General features: G+C 58.8%; 16 protein-coding genes and 1 tRNA gene. 8 read left to right on the forward strand and 9 right to left on the reverse strand.

Annotated features, from left to right (window positions below; all coding sequences use genetic code 11):
- Positions 1–12: 12 nt before the first annotated feature.
- Positions 13–1,203, reverse strand: coding sequence for an alpha/beta fold hydrolase (locus CLM58_RS00395; protein WP_095593946.1), 1,191 nt, complete (start codon positions 1,201–1,203; stop codon positions 13–15).
- Between the two features lie 155 nt (positions 1,204–1,358).
- Here CLM58_RS00395 and CLM58_RS00400 point away from each other — a divergent pair, with 155 nt between their 5' ends.
- Positions 1,359–1,568, forward strand: a complete 210-nt coding sequence (locus tag CLM58_RS00400; RefSeq protein WP_095593947.1) for a hypothetical protein — start codon at positions 1,359–1,361, stop codon at positions 1,566–1,568.
- A gap of 33 nt (positions 1,569–1,601) precedes the next feature.
- Here the strand turns inward: CLM58_RS00400 and CLM58_RS00405 are convergent, their stop codons facing one another.
- The 5 genes from CLM58_RS00405 to CLM58_RS00425 form a co-directional block, all read right to left on the reverse strand.
- Positions 1,602–4,241 carry a TRAP transporter large permease subunit gene (locus CLM58_RS00405; RefSeq protein WP_095593948.1) on the reverse strand — a complete coding sequence of 880 codons (2,640 nt, stop codon included), beginning with the start codon at positions 4,239–4,241 and terminating at the stop codon, positions 1,602–1,604.
- Between the two features lie 11 nt (positions 4,242–4,252).
- Positions 4,253–5,251 carry a TRAP transporter small permease subunit gene (locus CLM58_RS00410; RefSeq protein WP_095593949.1) on the reverse strand — a complete coding sequence of 333 codons (999 nt, stop codon included), beginning with the start codon at positions 5,249–5,251 and terminating at the stop codon, positions 4,253–4,255.
- A 103-nt stretch (positions 5,252–5,354) separates the two neighbouring features.
- Positions 5,355–6,443 carry a TRAP transporter substrate-binding protein gene (locus tag CLM58_RS00415; protein ID WP_095593950.1) on the reverse strand — a complete coding sequence of 363 codons (1,089 nt, stop codon included), beginning with the start codon at positions 6,441–6,443 and terminating at the stop codon, positions 5,355–5,357.
- Between the two features lie 564 nt (positions 6,444–7,007).
- Entirely contained in the window at positions 7,008–7,274 is a 267-nt protein-coding gene (locus tag CLM58_RS00420) for an NfeD family protein (RefSeq protein ID WP_095593951.1), read from the reverse strand.
- Positions 7,274–8,167 carry an SPFH domain-containing protein gene (locus tag CLM58_RS00425; RefSeq protein ID WP_188720488.1) on the reverse strand — a complete coding sequence of 298 codons (894 nt, stop codon included), beginning with the start codon at positions 8,165–8,167 and terminating at the stop codon, positions 7,274–7,276. The genes CLM58_RS00420 and CLM58_RS00425 overlap by 1 nt, the downstream gene beginning before the upstream one ends.
- Before the next feature lie 137 nt (positions 8,168–8,304).
- On the opposite strand from CLM58_RS00425, the gene CLM58_RS00430 reads away from it, so the two are divergent.
- Together CLM58_RS00430 and CLM58_RS17295 are read left to right on the forward strand one after the other, a co-directional pair.
- Positions 8,305–9,558, forward strand: coding sequence for a DNA polymerase IV (locus CLM58_RS00430; RefSeq protein WP_095594762.1), 1,254 nt, complete (start codon positions 8,305–8,307; stop codon positions 9,556–9,558).
- A 72-nt stretch (positions 9,559–9,630) separates the two neighbouring features.
- Positions 9,631–10,200 (forward strand): thermonuclease family protein, encoded by a 570-nt coding sequence (locus CLM58_RS17295; RefSeq protein WP_229666159.1) that lies wholly within the window; start codon positions 9,631–9,633, stop codon positions 10,198–10,200.
- A 90-nt stretch (positions 10,201–10,290) separates the two neighbouring features.
- Here CLM58_RS17295 and CLM58_RS00440 read toward each other — a convergent pair whose 3' ends face one another.
- A complete protein-coding gene (locus CLM58_RS00440) occupies positions 10,291–11,151 on the reverse strand; it encodes an N-formylglutamate amidohydrolase (protein WP_095594764.1) in 861 nt (286 codons plus the stop codon).
- A gap of 150 nt (positions 11,152–11,301) precedes the next feature.
- Between CLM58_RS00440 and CLM58_RS00445 the strand changes: the two genes are divergently transcribed.
- The 4 genes from CLM58_RS00445 (at position 11,302) to CLM58_RS00460 (ending at position 13,100) form a co-directional block, all read left to right on the forward strand.
- Positions 11,302–11,376, forward strand: a tRNA-Val gene (locus CLM58_RS00445).
- 70 nt (positions 11,377–11,446) lie between these two features.
- Positions 11,447–11,572 (forward strand): type B 50S ribosomal protein L36, encoded by a 126-nt coding sequence (gene ykgO, locus CLM58_RS00450; RefSeq protein ID WP_010141322.1) that lies wholly within the window; start codon positions 11,447–11,449, stop codon positions 11,570–11,572.
- Between the two features lie 198 nt (positions 11,573–11,770).
- Positions 11,771–12,298, forward strand: a complete 528-nt coding sequence (locus CLM58_RS00455; RefSeq protein ID WP_095593952.1) for a hypothetical protein — start codon at positions 11,771–11,773, stop codon at positions 12,296–12,298.
- Positions 12,276–13,100 carry a hypothetical protein gene (locus CLM58_RS00460; protein ID WP_095593953.1) on the forward strand — a complete coding sequence of 275 codons (825 nt, stop codon included), beginning with the start codon at positions 12,276–12,278 and terminating at the stop codon, positions 13,098–13,100. The genes CLM58_RS00455 and CLM58_RS00460 overlap by 23 nt, the downstream gene beginning before the upstream one ends.
- A gap of 2 nt (positions 13,101–13,102) precedes the next feature.
- Here CLM58_RS00460 and CLM58_RS00465 read toward each other — a convergent pair whose 3' ends face one another.
- Positions 13,103–13,726: a LysE family translocator gene (locus tag CLM58_RS00465; RefSeq protein WP_095593954.1), complete on the reverse strand. Its 624-nt coding sequence runs from the start codon at positions 13,724–13,726 to the stop codon at positions 13,103–13,105.
- 126 nt (positions 13,727–13,852) lie between these two features.
- Between CLM58_RS00465 and CLM58_RS00470 the strand changes: the two genes are divergently transcribed.
- Positions 13,853–14,938 (forward strand): site-2 protease family protein, encoded by a 1,086-nt coding sequence (locus tag CLM58_RS00470; protein ID WP_095593955.1) that lies wholly within the window; start codon positions 13,853–13,855, stop codon positions 14,936–14,938.
- Here CLM58_RS00470 and CLM58_RS00475 read toward each other — a convergent pair.
- Positions 14,935–16,617 carry a peptidoglycan-binding domain-containing protein gene (locus CLM58_RS00475; protein WP_095593956.1) on the reverse strand — a complete coding sequence of 561 codons (1,683 nt, stop codon included), beginning with the start codon at positions 16,615–16,617 and terminating at the stop codon, positions 14,935–14,937. The genes CLM58_RS00470 and CLM58_RS00475 overlap by 4 nt on opposite strands.
- Between the last annotated feature and the right edge of the window lie 9 nt (positions 16,618–16,626).

Genomic DNA, 16,626 nt, shown 5'->3' on the forward strand with positions numbered 1-16,626 from the left:
GAAAAACGCAGGTTATCCGAGGCTTTCCAGGAACCGTTGCGTTTCCTCAACCATCTGACTCCAACTTGGTTCTTGCGGCAACGGTATATGGTTTCGGCTTTCCAAGGCGACATATCTGGCGTTCGGAATCTCGCTGGCAAGCACACGCCCCTGCTCTATCGGCTGCATCGCGTCGGCGTTCGCGTGGATCACAAGCGTCGGCGCCTTAACCTTAGGCAGACTGTCGCGAACATGGAAACGGTCAACGATCTGACGCAAACGAGCCGCGTTTTCCGGCGATACCGTTTCCATCTGCATCTTTACGAAGCTCTCCATCTGCTGCGGCGTCGCATCGGGCAACGACAAAGAGGCAAAGGCCTGTACAAATGGGCTGTCGGCACGCCCCCAACCCGCGCGGATCAGACTTAGCAAAGTGGTTTCGTCAATGTCATCTGGCGCGGCGGGTCGCAGTGCGCGCCCGACAGCAAAGCCGCCATAGAGGACCAGACCACTGACACGGTCCGGGTGTTTCTGGGCAAAGCGAATGGCAACTGGAACGGCCTGAGAGGCTGCAAAGACAGGAAAGCGGTCAAGGTCATTGGCATCCGCGACTGCCTTCAGATCCGCGACGAACACATCGAGATCAGGGCTTTCAAGAACGCGCGTCGACAACCCAGTTCCGCGCTGGTCATATCGATAAAGCGTGTGGTCTTGGCCCAACGCATCGATCAAGGGGCGCCAGACCGAACTTTGCCAATCAAGCTCTAGATGGGACAGCCAATGCCCAACGCGTATCAAGGGAGGGCCGGTCCCGCTTTGCGCATAGGCAATCTGCGCCCCATCAACGGAGGCTGCAAAGCGAATACTTTGACTGCTGACCTCGAACTCAGTGGGCTTGGCCAGCCCTGCGCCTTCCAAGGAAGAGACTTCAGCGATCAGTTGAAAGCCCCGGCCATGAACCGTCTTGATAATGGCTTGTTCCCGCCCATTGTCACCAACCGCCTTACGGGCCGCGTTTATTCGGGCGCTGATGGTCGCATCCGATACGTTCAACCCCCGCCAGACCGTGTCGATCAACTCTTCTTTTGTCACCAAAAGCCCCGACTGCTTGACCAATGCGAGGATCAGTTCGAACACCTGCGGCTCGACATGAACCGGCTTTCCTTCCCTGAGAAAGGTGTGCCTTTCCGGGTCGAGGGAACAGTTGGCGAAACGATAGCTCATGCTTCATTGAACAGCCTTACCCTTGGATCACTCAAGTGATTTTCTGTGACTGAAGAAAACCACAAGGAAATGACAAGGGTTTCTTAAGGCAATCTTCAAGCACCAGATCACGGCCTGCGTTTGAATGGTTTCACATTCAGAAGGAGGCACCTGACATGGAAAATTTTGAAGTCAGCGATATCAAGCGTCACAAGGACGGCTCGATCAACACCGCCCACTACATGGCCATTGGTCGTCGAGAACGGGCGCTTCAGGCGCGGTTCATTGCCAAGAAATTGCTTGCGATGCGGCGGATGCTGATTGTCGGTAAGACGTTGGCGTTCCCTTGGGCATATGCCAATCGGGAAAACGTAAAGGCTGTTTGAGGGCAAGGCCGAAGCCTTGCCCCCGAAACTTGATCAGAAGTTCAGCGACAGGTCGCGATGGTGGGCCGTACAAGAGGCCATGGCCAACGCTTGTTCGCGGTTCAGCTTTTCCTGAGCGCGGGCACCAAGGGTACCTTTGATCGCCTCAAGATAGGCTTCCAGACCGGGGACAAGCCCGGCAGCGTCTGCACGCCATTCGGTCTGGGCTGCGTACTCTTCCAGGGTTTCCTGGTACAGCTCTAGCGCATCTTCGCGTTTGTCCTTGTCCAGAGCACGACGCGCCTTGGACAGTGTCGACTTCACATCGCCCGCCCCTTCGACATCGCCGACCACTTTTTCGAGGTCTTTGATCTTGTCGACAGCTTCGTCACCTGAACCGGTTTCAAACACAGAGCGGATGTCCTGCAGCGGGCCTTCCAGCGCCGCGTAAGCGTCGTTGGATTGCAACACGGCCAGAACTTCGGCCGCGCCACCCCAAGAGTCATCGGCTGCACGGCGATAGGTCGTGCGCGCCTTGTCCTCGGCAGAGGTCAGGGCAACGAAGTCCTTGTGGACCTGCTCCCACTCTGCGGGGACTTCGCCCTCAAGTGCTGCGATTTCGGACAGGAGACCTTCCATCTCGGCGGTGTACTTTGCCCGATCCTCTTCACTATCGGACCGTGTGGCCAGCGTCTTCAGCTCGTCCGCTTCTTCTTGCAAAGAGCGGATCTGCTTTTCGATGAAACGCACTTCGGTCAGGACGGGGCGATAGGCATCCTCGGCGTCCATGACAGCCGCTGCTGCGGTGTCGATGTCGTCCAAGCCAGCCACGGCTTTCCCGGCCGCCTCAAAGCTTTTCTTCAGATCGCCGGCAAGGTCTTTCGGCAGTGCCGACAGATCCAGCCCTTGAGCCGCAGAAATCGCAGAAGGCACCGCATTCGAAGCTGCCAGTTTGTCTGTCACATAGTCTTCGAGACAGATCTGCAGTTTCGGGTTCCGCGGCGGCGGGCTGGTTTCAGCAAGCAAGCTGACCCGGTTTGGCAAATAGTTCACCAGCGGCGGGTAAGAGCCCACGATGACCAGCGCCAGAAGCTGCAGACCGATGAAGGGGATAACGCCCTTGTACATCTGCACCGTCTTCACGACCTTCGGGGCAACCCCACGCAGGTAGAACAGCGCAAAGCCGAAAGGTGGTGTCAGGAAGCTGGTCTGAATGTTCAGACCGATCATAACGCCCAGCCAGACCGCGGTGATGTTCGCACCCGGATCGGACAGCAGGATCGGGGCGACGATTGGCACCACGACCACGGCGATCTCGATGAAGTCCAGGAAGAAGCCCAGAAGGAAGATCACCAGCATGACGATGATGAACTGGGTCCAGAACCCGCCCGGCAGCGATACAAGGAAGTGACGCACCAGCTCTTCGCCGCCAAAGGCGCGGAAAGCAGCGGTCAGCATCGCGGCACCCAACAGGATTATGAACACCAGAGAGGTCGTCTTGGCGGTCTCCAGCATCACCTGCTGCAACGTGTTTTCGATGCGCAGGGCGCGGACGCCCGACCAGAACAGGGCCAGCATCAGAAGTGCTGTGCCGATGATGCCAAGCGTAATACCAAACTGGTCTTCCGCATTGTCGATCGACTTGATGTTCATCTCGTGGTTGGCCAAGGCGTAGGTCAGGATACCCAGCGCGATCAAGGCGATCAGCGCGGGCCAATACAGGCCACGGGTCTCTTTGTCTGGCAGGCGATAGCCGGCCATGATCAGCGCACCAGCGGCACCGATGGCACCGGCTTGGTTCACTGTCGCGATACCCCCGATGATCGAGCCCAGAACAAGGAAGATCAGGGCCAGCGGCGGCACCAGCGTGATGAAGACCTGACGCCAGAACGCAAAGTCGAAGCTGCCTTCATGCGGCACGGCCGGGGCTGCTTTTGGACGCAGGATCGCGAAGATCAGGATATAGGCCATGTAAAGGCCCACCAGCAGGATGCCGGGGATGAAGGCGCCAAGGAACATCTCGCCCGCCGAGGTCCCCGCAACGTCGAAGATCGACGGCATGGAAATCTCGCCAGTGGCTTCCTTGTGCAGAGCCTTGCGCATGGTCGAAGCCTGGTCAGCGGCCGAAGCCAACTGGTCAGCCAGAATGATCAGAACGATTGAGGGCGGAATGATCTGCCCCAGTGTCCCCGAGGCTGCAATCGTACCCGTCGCCAGCGGCGTCGAGTAATTGTTGCGCAACATCGACGGCAGCGAAATCAGGCCCATCGCCACAACGGTCGCGCCCACGATGCCGGTGGTCGCCGCCAGAAGCGCGCCCACGAAGACAACCGAGATGCCCAGACCACCCGGAACCGGGCCAAACAGCTGTGCCATGGTGAACAGAAGGTCTTCGGCGATTTTCGAACGCTGAAGCATGATGCCCATGAAGATGAAGAGTGGAATCGCAATGAGCGTATCCCTCTCGACCTCCCAATAGACCCCCCTGAGGTTGGTCACCCCTGCCGACAGCCATTGCTGCGGTCCGCCAGAGTGGAAGAAGGCGTCAGTATTGCCCTCCAGCAAGTAGCCCGTGCCGCTTGCAAGACCAATGGTGATGATCGCTGCGCCAGGCAAGGCAAAGGCCACGGGGTAACCGGACCCAAGAGCGCCGGCCATGATGACCAGCAGAAGAAGAAGAAAGAAAAGTTCCATGTCAGCTTACCTTAATGCGCCGAACCCTCGGCGGGTTCTCGGTGTCCGGGTTCATCACGTTTGTCGGCAACGGCTTCGAAGAAGTAGCTGACGAACTGGACGATCATGGTGATGGCAAAGACGCCAATGAAGGCAGCCATCTGGTACTTGATGTACATACCAAAGGGGCCGGCCTGGCTGATCTCGAAGTTTTTGATCGGCGCGTTAACGATCGACTGCGGACCGTTGAAGGCGATGATCATGATGACCCAAGCCGTGGACAGGCCGAAGAGGATCGTGCCCTGCGCGTTCAGGTAGCCACGGGTCGTGCGCCCCAGACCAGCATACAGGACATCCACGCGCACGTGGCCCTCGTCATACAGGGTATAGGCCGAGGCAAACAGGAACAGCGCCGCGTACCAGTAGCGCACAAGGTCGCCCATCAACGCCTGTTCATAGCTGAAGACAAAGCGCGAGATCACGATCAGCAGCTCGGCTGCCACGATCAGCAGGGCAAGCCAGGTAAAGCCAAGGGTCCGGGTGAACAGCGCGATCACGAAGCCTGCAATAACCAGCGGCACATGGACATGCGTCCCCAGCCACGAGGCACGGGCAAAGTTCTTGCCCATCGCGTCGCCGAACCAGACGCCGGCAAGCTCTTCCGCGCGCATGAAGGCGACCCATGCGTCAACGACGCCAACTAGGAAGACCGACCAGAACAGGGCGCGGATCAGGTAGATGTTGAAACTGTGGACCAGATGCGCGTCCCAGCGAAGGGACTGGGTCTGGTTGCGCATGACAAAGAAGACCGCTGCGCCAATGGCGAGGGCGTAAAGGGCCAGCTGCATCAGCGCGCCGCCTGTCGTCTCTCCGCCAATGCCGCGGACGCCGGGGAAGCCCCCCCAAACGACCAGCACGTTATTGATCAGAAACGCAGCAAGGACGGTCAGGATCGACCATCCAAATATGCGTGTAGCGATTGCGGGTGCGCCGAAACGTGGAATTTCGGTTTGCTCGGTGGCGTCTGACATATGGACCCCTTGGAGTTGTTCGATGGAAATGCGGCCTTGGGCCCATTTCGAAAAAGGACGGGACCTAGGCCCCGTCCTTCATTAGTTAATCCGTTGGCCGGAATTAGTTCAGGCCCAGGATCCGGTTACGCTGGTTCACGAACTGTCCTTCGAACAGCGAGATACCCAGACCGATTTCACGCATCTTGTCCTGAACAGCACCGTTCACTTCAGCGGCCAGCGCGTCATAGGAAGCGGTCTCTTCGAACACTTCTTCTGCGGCTTCTGCCATGCCGTCCCAAACGTCTTCGTTGAACGAACGCACTTCAACACCGTGCTCGTTCACGAGGCGGTTCAGGTACTGACCGTTCAGCGCCATCGCTTCGAAGTAAGAGTTCGAGTTCTCTTCCAGCGCAGCTGCGGTGATGATCGATTGCTCGGTCTCGGACAGCGACGACCACCACGACTTGTTCGTGGTCAGCGACAGCTGCGAGCCCGGCTCGTGCATACCACCGGTGTAGTAGTACTTGGCCGCTTCGTAGAACTTCATGAAGTAGTCGTTGTACGGACCAACCCATTCAGTTGCATCGATGGTGCCCGAAACGAGGTTTTCATAGATCTGGCCACCGGGGACCGAGATGCTCGACGCGCCCAGTTTACCCAGAACCTGACCACCCAGGCCAGGAATACGCATTTTCAGACCTTTGAAGTCGTCAACCGATTCAATCTCTTTGTTGAACCAGCCACCAGCTTGGGTACCGGTGTTACCTGCGGGCAGACCCTTCAGACCGAACTGGTCCTGAACCTTGTCCCACAGATCCATACCACCACCGTAGAGGATCCATGCGTTGATTTCGGCAAAGCTCATGCCGAACGGCACAGCGGTGAAATAAGCCAGTGCAGGGTGCTTACCGGTCCAGTAGTAGTCCGCACCGATGTAGGCCTGCGAGTTACCAGAGGCCACTTCGTCGAACACGTCCAGCGCGCCAACGCGCTCGCCTGCTGCGAAATACTCGGTCTGGATCGCACCTTCAGACAGCTCGGTGATACGCGCAGCCAGACGCTGTGCCGATACACCCAAGCCCGGGAAGTCACGCGGCCAGGTCGATACGATGGTCATGGTTTTCGCGTGGCTACCGGCAATTGCGGGTGCAGCCAAACCGGTCGCGGCGGCGCCAAGTGCGGCACCTTTTAGAAACTTACGACGCTCCATTGAGTGGTTCTCCTCCTAATCAGTCGTAATTGATTATGTGCTCCGGATCTGTTTCGAGTGTCCGGATGGTCCGCTCACACTAGTCAGCGCGGTCAGATTTTCAAACACTTTCTTTGTACTGGTTAAATTAAAAGACCAATTGCCCAAAGAATGCTCAGACATCAAATTGCCAGAAAACCCGAAGGATCAGCCGGGGCACCCTAGAAACAAGGGGCTTTAACGCTAACAGTTTAATTCAACAGGTAAAAAAGGCCGATGACAGAACAGAGCCCAGCCCCCAATCCGGCAAAAAACGCGAAGTTTCATGTATATAAGAGCCTGATAGGTTTTTCGGTTCACTCATGTAAGCCAACAATCCAGCCTAAAGCGGCGGATTGATCTATCGAGGATTACGTTACGTGACCTGCATTTGGACCCCGAAACCCGGTCAGATCTGCTGCATTTGATTCGTTCCAAGCGAAACGAAAAACAGCGCCAAGTTGGCGCTGCTTCGTGATTACAACTTGCAGAGGTAAACTCTTTCCACCAGCAGAGCGCCCGCTTGACGACGCCGGAGCAAGGTCGTCAGTCTTCGTTGATGTCATGGTGAACGCGCTTCACCTGCCCCTGCCGCAGGCCCACGACGCGGCGCAGAACCAGCCAAGAGACAAGCGACACGACCCCGAAGGTTACCAAAAGCTGCGGCATGCTAAGGGCCACGCCCACAGCCAGCAGCAGGCCGATCACCCCTGCCCCGATGGCGAAGCCTAGGAAAAGGAAGCCGGGAACCAGGACCTCAAGGATGCCCAGACCGATCCCGGCTGCGACCCAAATCCACCACTCATTCCACATCAGCTACGTCCTTTCAGCATGTTGAACGCATTACCAAAGGCATCCATCGCATCTGCCGGCACGACGATGGTCTGCTTGCCTTCGCCACCGCCCAGCGCGGTCAATGCCTCGACCTGCTTCAGCGCCACCTGGTATTGCGCGGCTTCCAGACCGTTATCAGCAATGGCCTTTGCCACAACCTCGGTCGCATAGGCTTCGGCCTCGGCCGCAATCCGGCGCGCTTTGGCGGTTTGCTCGGCGGCGTAAAGTTCAGCATCGGCGTTCAGCTCGATGGCGCGCTTCTGTCCTTCGGCCTCGGTCACGGCAGCGCGGCGGGCGCGTTCGGCGTTCAGCTGCTGCAACATGGCTTCGCGGGTGGCTTGGTCCAGGTTCACGTCCAGAATTTCGGCGCGTGTCACCTCGATCCCCCAATCATCCACGGCATCTTCGACCAAGGCTTTGATCTGTTCGATCAGCTTGGCGCGGTTGGATTGCACCTCGTCCAGCTCCATCTTGCCGATCTCGGCGCGGACGATCCCGGCCACGGTCGTGGCAATCGCGCCATCAACGTCACGGATCCGGTAAACGGTGCGTTCGGGTTCCAGAATGCGGTAAAAGACACTGGTCTCGACCTGCACCAGCACGTTATCCGAGGTGATCGCGTCCTGCTGCGCATTCGGCAACTGGCGTTCGAGAATGGAAATCTTATGCGCTACGCGGTCCAGAAACGGCACGATAAAGTTGATGCCCGGCCCAAGCACCGCATGCAGACGGCCAAAGCGTTCGACCACGTGTTTCTCGGACTGCGGGACGATCCGCACACCAAGGAACACACATAGGATGATGAAAGCGGCCAGAAGCAGCAGAACAATATTCGAGCCGCCAAGCGCGTCGGCTATTTCAAAAAGGTCCACGTCTAAATCTCCGAAAGTGAAAACTTGAACTCGTCTTGCCCCTGAAATGTGGCAGATAAACGAACGAAAACAAAATTTGTGACGGGGATTTGTGGAATTGCTAACCTGTGCCCCCGCGCCCTTTGAATGATGGTCTGATGCCCTCCCTTTGCCGCGAATGTCTACATGTATATGGGGATGGTTCCCGCTGTCCGCAATGCCGCAGCCCCCGGATCATAGCCCATCCAGAGCTGTTGGATCTGTCGATTGCGCATATGGATTGCGATGCATTCTATGCCAGCGTGGAAAAGCGCGATAACCCGGAACTTGTTGATAAACCAGTGATAATTGGCGGCGGACGGCGTGGCGTGGTCTCGACCGCCTGCTATATCGCGCGGATCAAAGGGGTCCGTTCAGCGATGCCAATGTTTCAGGCACTGAGACTCTGCCCCGAGGCCGTAGTGATCAAGCCAAGAGGCTCTGTTTACACAGAGGTCAGCCGCCAGATCCGCGCGATGATGGATGAGATGACGCCGATCGTCGAACCCCTGTCGCTGGACGAGGCCTTCATGGACCTGTCTGGCACCGCCAAGCTGCACGGCGCGCCGCCTGCGGTGATGCTGGCGCGGCTGGTGAAGCGGATGCAGGACGAGTTGGGGCTGACGGGGTCCATCGGGCTGTCGCACAACAAGTTCCTCGCCAAGATCGCGTCCGATCTGGATAAGCCCCGCGGGTTTTCGGTGATCGGCAAGGCCGAGACCGCCGATTTCCTGCGCGACAAACCAGTGCGGATGATCTGGGGCGTGGGGACCGCGGCGCAGGCCGGGCTGGACCGCGCCGGCATCCATACATTTGCTGACCTTCTGAGATGGGACAAAACAGACCTGCAGGCACGGTTCGGGTCGATGGGCACACGACTTTATCATTTGGCACGAGGCGAGGATCGGCGCCGTGTCTCTGCCCGCACGCCAATCAAAAGCATCTCGAACGAGACCACGTTTTTCGAGGACACGGCGAGTGTTGATCTGCTGGACGGCCACCTGTGGCGATTGGCCGAGAAGGTCACCGACCGCGCCAAGGCCCGCGATCTGGCGGGGCGCGTGGTGGTGCTAAAGCTGAAACGGGCCAACCATTCGCTGATCTCGCGCCGGGTGTCCCTGCGCGAACCCACCCAAATGGCCGACCGCCTGTACCGCACCGCGCGGGGGCTTTTGGATCAGGTGGGCAACGAGGGCCCCTATCGCCTGATCGGCGTCGGGCTGTCAGAGCTGACCCCGGCGGGAAAAGCCGACCTGACTCCAGACCTTCTGGACCCCAACGCCGCCAAACGCGACCGGGCGGAACGGGCGAGTGATGCGATCCGCGAGAAGTTCGGGAAGGATGCGATTAGGAAGGGGCGGAGCTTGAGGTAAAGGGTTGGCACTCAACTCAAGGGCGGATAACCTGTTTTTACTACTGTATAGATTGAACTTCGGAACTTTGCGTTGGAAATTTTAATTGGTATTTTGTTGGTGCTACTGATTGTTGGCGTTGTCGTCGGAAGGTCTGAACCGCCACAAAGGACACCAACCCACCCTGAATTTCGTCCGGTCGTCAAAGCTGCACCCGAACCGTTTGACGCGAAGAGCGCCGAGCCCCAGCCTCCAAAGACATTCATCACGGGATCAGCGTATGTCGTGGACGGCGATACGATTGTCATCAAAAATACGCAAATTCGTCTGTTCGGCGTAGATGCACCTGAGTTGAATCACCCTTATGGGAAGAAAGCCAAGTGGGCTTTGGTTTCATTGTGCAAAGGTAAAACCGTCAAAGCCGAGATCACAGATGAAGACGACCACGGCCGGACTGTAGCAAAATGCCGATTGGAAGACGGCACCGATCTGTCGGCAGAAATGGTAAAGCTTGGCCTCGCGATTGATTGGCCGAAGTTCTCCGGAGGCAAATACCAGTCGCTGGAGGTTAAGGGTGTGCGGCGCAAGCTGTGGCTGGCAGATGCACGCCAAAAAGGCCGAATGCATGTCTGGAAAAGATTTGAAGCCAAGCAAACTGCGTAGGAAGCTAAGGATACACAGCGTTAGCTTTGCAGGCGCAACCAACCTAGGCCCCACCCCTCCAACGACGGTACGCTGACCTTGGTTCCTGACCTATTCCGCCGCCATCTGTGCCTTGGGCCGCCCGATCTGGGCGATCTCGGCCATGGCGCGGGTGAAGAGGGCGCGGAAGTCTTCGAAATCGGGGCGCGGGGTGATGGTGGCCTCGTCCATGTACAGCGCACGGTCGATTTCGATCTGGATGGCGTGGTGGCCTTTGGCGGGGCGGCCGTAGTGCTGCACGATATGGGCGCCGGCGAAGGGGCTGTTGCGGGCAACTGTCAGGCCCTCGGACGAAAAGGCGCGGGCGATGCGGTCGGTGATTTCGACATGGGCGCTGGCGCCAAAGCGGTCGCCCAGCACCACGTCGGGCCGGGGGCGTCCGTTGCGCGACATCGCCTCTAGCGCTTCATGTGGCATTGAATGGCAGTCGACAAGAATCGCTTCGCCGAACTGGTTGTGTGCGCTGCGCATCAAGGCGGCCAGCGCGCCATGGTACGGATCCCAGACACGAGACAGGCGCGCTTCGGCCTCATCCCGGATCAGCTTGCCGCTGTAGATGGACCGCCCGCCAGCGACCACGCGGGGGATCACCCCAAGGCCTGAAGCGATCCGCGGATTCAGTGACTTGTCGGCGATGCCTTCGACCACCGCCGGGTCCAGTTCTGAGCGGGCGCGGTTCAGGTCGACATAGGCGCGCGGAAGCTGCGCCAGAAGCGCGGGCGCGCCAAGGGACGGGGCCGCTTCGATCAACTGGTCGACAAAGGCATCCTCGGACGAGCGAATCTCTTGCCCGTCCAGAACTGATTCCTGCAAAAAGTCAGCCGGATAGTCTCGCCCGCTGTGCGGCGAAGCGAAGATAACGCTGGATTGGCGCGTCTTTGGCTCCAATATTTTGTAGGCTTGGCTGGGCATCCACATATCCTTGATCGAAAATATGTATAGTGCAATTTCTTAACTTGCCAAAACCCCCTTGCGCCTTGTTCCGACTCCTTCTATAGACCGTCGGACCGACGCGGGACTGCCGCGTCCTATTTGTTTAGGGCGCCGGGATCGTGGCGGGATGGGCGGTTAGCTCAGCGGTAGAGCACTTCGTTGACATCGAAGGGGTCACAAGTTCGATCCTTGTACCGCCCACCATTGAATTCCTGCCCTTCGGGGTGGACCACGCAACCAGAGGCGCCCGCGCGCCGCGAAAGAGGAGAAGGCCATGAAAGTCCGTAACTCACTCCGCTCGCTGAAGCAGCGTCACCGCGATTGCCGCGTAGTGCGCCGTAAAGGTCGTGTCTACGTGATCAACAAGACACAGCGCCGCTTCAAAGCCCGTCAGGGCTAAGCGAGAGCTTTTGATTTAGCGAAACCGCCCGGTGCTTCGGCCCCGGGCGGTTTTGTTTTGGGGTTGCCCAACATCTCAGTGCGTGAGTTTCACAGGTGGTGTACCATCCCGTTAAATTGATCACTGATCAAATAAATTGAATTAATCACTGATTAGTGCTAAGCTAAGAGATCTTTTAGCGTAGGGGGGATCTGCGCGATGAGTTTCAGAAACTTTGCCATTTTAACTTTTTTTATCGTTTCGGCTTGTACCACCGAAAACTCCGATACATACAAAAACGCCTTCATTCCGCCGGACCCGAAGACCCGGAAGGTGGCCTATGTCGAGATGGGTCGCGACTTTGGCGTGCTAGGCGGTGTGCGGCTGATCGTGATTGATGAACGACAGGTCTTTAACCCCGAATTCATCCGAAACCCGCAGATCGCCGCCTCTTACCAAGAAGCCGTGAAGGAGGTTCCCTTCTCCGATGACAGCACAGCAGAATTTCTGGCAGTTCCGGCGGGCGATCGCGAACTTGGGTATTTCTTCCTTCCGGGGCTTACCTGGCGCGGCATGAACCCGTTCAGCCCTGGCCCGACTTTCGTTGCCTTCAAGATCGTGGGGACCCTGCGACCCAACCGTCACTATCGCGCTTTCGGGGAAGAAGGCGCGGCGCGCCACAGCTATCGCTTTTGGATTGAAGACCTACAAACAGGAGAGACCATTGCTGCTACGTCTGTCCAATAACCGCCATCTTGACCTTGAGCCTCCGTCGAAGCGCTTCCTGCGTCACACCCGAAGGGGCATCGCAATCCTAGCCATGGCCAGCCTTGCGGCCTGTAGCGCAAAGAAGGAACCCGCACCCTATGTCAGCCCTTGGCGGCTTTCAGGCGCCGAAATGGTCACCGTTTCTGCGGTCACGGACAAATCCAACCTGAAGTTCGTTCAACCCCGCAGCGGTCGTGGGGGCGGCGCAGCGTATGGGGCCGGGCGTGCGGCTGCTGGCGCGTTGGAGATGGGCACTGGTTGCGGCGGAATTGGATGCGTCTTGATCATTCCCATCGCCTTGGGGGCCGCCATCATCGGCGGGGCGGTCGGGGCCGCAACAAGCCACTCCGAGGACGAGACCAAGGCCGCGACCGAGGTGATCTCGCAAGTTCTGCGCGATGCCCAGCCGGCGAAGGATGTAGAGGCCTATCTGATAGGCAGCGGCCCCATTGAACCAAAAGGCCCGCGTTTGCGCCGCGGTCGGTCAGGTTATACCCAACTGAAACTGACAACGCGCATCTACCTTGGCCTAACTGGAAGCAAGATTAACCCTGACGTCATAACTGCGCTTCAGGTCACGGGAACCCTGCGTAAAGGCCGCTCAGGCACTCCGGTCACAGTTAACTGGTCCCATCGCAGCAAGCCGATCAACTATTTCAAACTTGCTAAGGACGATGGGAAGCTACTGCAGGATGTCCTGAAATCCGAAGCCGCCGAGATGGCCAAGATCATACGCGAAGAACTAGCCTTGGCCGTCAGCGGCAAGGCAGTCCAGCGTTAGCATCATCGACTGCTGAAGGCGACTTTGGCTGCAAGCCCGACGAAGACAAAGCCGGCAACCCGGTTGATTACCGATTGGGCCCGTGCGGACCGGGTGAGGAACTGGCTAAGCCCGCCAGCCGCCAAGGCGATCGCGCTGAAGACAGCAAGCGCGACGACGACAAACACCATTCCCAGCTGCGCCACCTGCAATCCGGTTGATCCGGCAGTGGGGTCCATGAATTGCGGGAAAAAAGCGAGGAAGAAGATCGCCACTTTGGGATTGGTGATATTCATGATCAGTCCGCGCCGATACAGCGCGACAGGCGACATTCGAGCGGCGTCCCCGCCGATGGCCTGTACCGGTGCCCGAAAGGCCTTGAACGCAAGATACAGAAGGTAAGCGACGCCTGCGAACTTCAACACGGTGAAGGCCACGACGCTGGTGTTGACCAGGGCGGCCAAGCCAAGGGCGACCGCCGCAGAATGCACCAGTACCCCACTGCAAAGACCCAAGACGATAATCACGCCGGACCGCGCGCCCGTCATCGCCGACTGGGTCAGCACAAAGATATTGTCCGGTCCCGGCGCCAGTGACAGCAGGAAGGCGGCAAGACCAAAGGCATACAGGGTTTCAGGTGGCAGCATATCGTCGGGACCTTACTTCAATTTCCGGCAAGCTATGGCCTTCAACGTGTCAGGGCAACCAAGGGTGTTGTGCATTGCGTCACATGGTCGGTTTGTCTTTTTCAAATGTTCCCATAGACTTGCCTTATGACTTGGTCTTTTCCCATTGGACGCCTGTTCGGGTCGGAACTTCGGGTTCACGCGACCTTCTTCCTGCTGCTTGCTTGGATCGGAGGCTCTGCCTGGCTGAATGGCGGTCCCGAAGCCGCGCTGGTCAACGTGACCTTCATCATCGCCCTGTTCGCCTGCGTGATCGCGCATGAGTTCGGCCACGCCCTGACCGCGCGCCGCTATGGAATCAAAACCCCGGATATTACGCTGCTGCCAATTGGCGGGATGGCGCGGCTGGAACGTATGCCGGAAAAACCGGGTCAAGAGATTCTTGTCGCCTTGGCGGGTCCGGCGGTCAACATCGTGATCTGGCTCTTCCTGACCCTCTTGTTCGGCGCATCCATGTCCCTGCAAGTGGTCGAAGCGATCGACGACCCTGCCAACAGCTTTCTTGGACGGCTGGCCGCCGTGAACCTGTTTCTGGCCCTGTTCAACCTGCTGCCCGCCTTCCCGATGGACGGCGGGCGCGTGCTGCGGGCGTTGTTGAACATTCGCCTCGGCCGGGTTCAGGCCACGCGCATCGCGGCTGGAGCCGGACAGCTACTGGCCTTCCTGCTCGGCTTTTTGGGCCTGATGTCGGGCAATCCGTTGCTGCTGCTGATCGGGGTTTTCATCTTCATGGCCGCCGCTGCCGAATATTCGGACGTGGCCCTGCATGACCGTGCCCGCGCCGCACGGGCAGAAGACGCGATGATCACCGCGTTCGAGTCGCTATCGGTCAACGACGACGGGGCCGCTGCGGGCCAGGCGTTGATCCGCACTGCACAATCCGAATTTCCGGTTCTCGACGGGCAAGGCAATATGGTTGGGGTGCTAACCCGCGCTGTCCTGATGCAGGACACCAAGGAACTGGGCCCCAACTGGTCGGTGGTCCGGGCCATGACCGGGCACCTGCCCACGGTTGCGCGGTCCGCCCCTTTGGAAGAGGTGCTTGACCACCTGTCCAAACCCGATGTCCCCGCCGTCATCGTGCGGGACAGAACTGGCACGTTCTGCGGCTACATCACGCGCGAGAACATCGGAGAGTGGCTGATCGTCAACACCCCTCCATCACAGGCCTAGCGGAACAGGCTGTCGGCCATCAGGCGAACAATCGTCTGTTGGTTCAGATAGCCGGTTACTTCCATGTTCCGCGCGTCCTGATAGCGGCGGATCGCGCGACGGGTCTCGTCGGTGAACTCCCCGTCTACCTTACCCGGTTTCAGGCCCATCTTGGCCAAGCGGTCTTCGACCACCGTGCGGGTACGACGGCTAAGGTTCAGGTTCTCTTCGATCTGGCGCGCACGCTCTTCGGCAGCCACCTCGGCGGGGTCGCGGGTCATCGCATCAATGCGGGCCTGCGCCTCTTCTGCCAGTCGACCACCGGGGAAGTCGTTGATGAACGCTTGATAGCCTTCGACCGTGTTTATCTGTGACGCCTGTTCCCAAGCAATGCTTTCGCGCCGGTCAGCCTCGGCACGGGCGGCTTCTTCGATCACACGCAGACGTTCCTGTGCAACCTCGGCAAACTGGCCATCGGGATAGCGGTTCAGATAGGCCCGCAACCCCGGCGCATCGCCCAAGGCACCCGTCTTCTCCCAATAGGCGCGGTCTTCGCGGTCCCGTTGTTCCTGACGCTGCCGGGCTTCTTCTTCCAGTTCTGCAGCACGGCGTTCTGCCTGAGAATTCAAAAGCGCGATCTGGTTGCCGGTCAGGTAGCTGGTCGCCGGGAACCTGTTATCACGTTGCCAAGATTGGATCGCACGACGAGAACCCGGACCAAACAGTCCGTCGATGCCGCGCGGGTCATAGTCCAGCAGGTTAAGGTTGCGCTGAATCGAGCGTTTTGCATCCCGGCTAAGGCGCAGGTCCTGCTCGGCCAGACGTTCGGCGCGGAAGGGTTCTGTTTCGATTTCCTTGATCATCGCGCGCGCTGTGGCGGCGTTAGGCCCCTCGGGGAAGGCATCCAGATAGTTGCGATAGGCGGCGACAGTGTCGGCCTTGCGCGTGGTCTCCCAGAGGGCTGGTTCGTTGATATTGACCACCGGTGCGGGCGTAGAGATTACGGGCGGCGCGGTCGGGGCTGCAACCGGCGCGGAGGTGCCAAAAAAGACGCGGCCTGCGGGCATATAGCCGCTGGCAATCAGGCCGTGATCAACCTCTGCCGCCTCGACTGTGGGCGCGTCGCCTTCAGTTAAGACCTCTTGCACGAAATCAGCGATGTCCGACGCCGGGCCCTGCAAAACAGTCACGCCCTGCGGGACATCCGGCAGGGTGATACCATAGGACAAGAACGGCCCCAGATCGCCACTGTCGCGACCTTCCCCCAAAAGCAGCAGCGCCTCACCGGGATAATCGGCCAGAACGGCCAGAACGGCCGACAACGGCAGGCCTTCATCACGGACCGACGCGAGGTCAATGTCATCTTTGGCGTCGATTGGCAGGAAATAGCTGTCATTGGCGGTTTCCGCGAACTGCCCCGACAGAATCACCGCAACACGATGTGGACCGGGGCGATCAGACAGGACCTTGACCAGATCGGCAAAACTGTCATCCAGCGGCGAGGCGCGCAAGTTGCGCCCGTCGATCACCCGCACACCCAGGTCACGCAGCTCGCGCGCCGGGCTGACCACCCGATCGCCCCTTGGATTGCGCGGCAGCTCTCGATAGGCGCTGTTACCAATAACAAGCGCCACATCCGCGGCCACGACCGGGCCTGCCAAAGACAGGGCCAAAGCCGTTGTTGTCAGAAAATTCCGCATCACATTTCC

This window comes from Actibacterium pelagium (assembly GCF_002285415.1).
Taxonomy (GTDB): domain Bacteria; phylum Pseudomonadota; class Alphaproteobacteria; order Rhodobacterales; family Rhodobacteraceae; genus Actibacterium_B; species Actibacterium_B pelagium.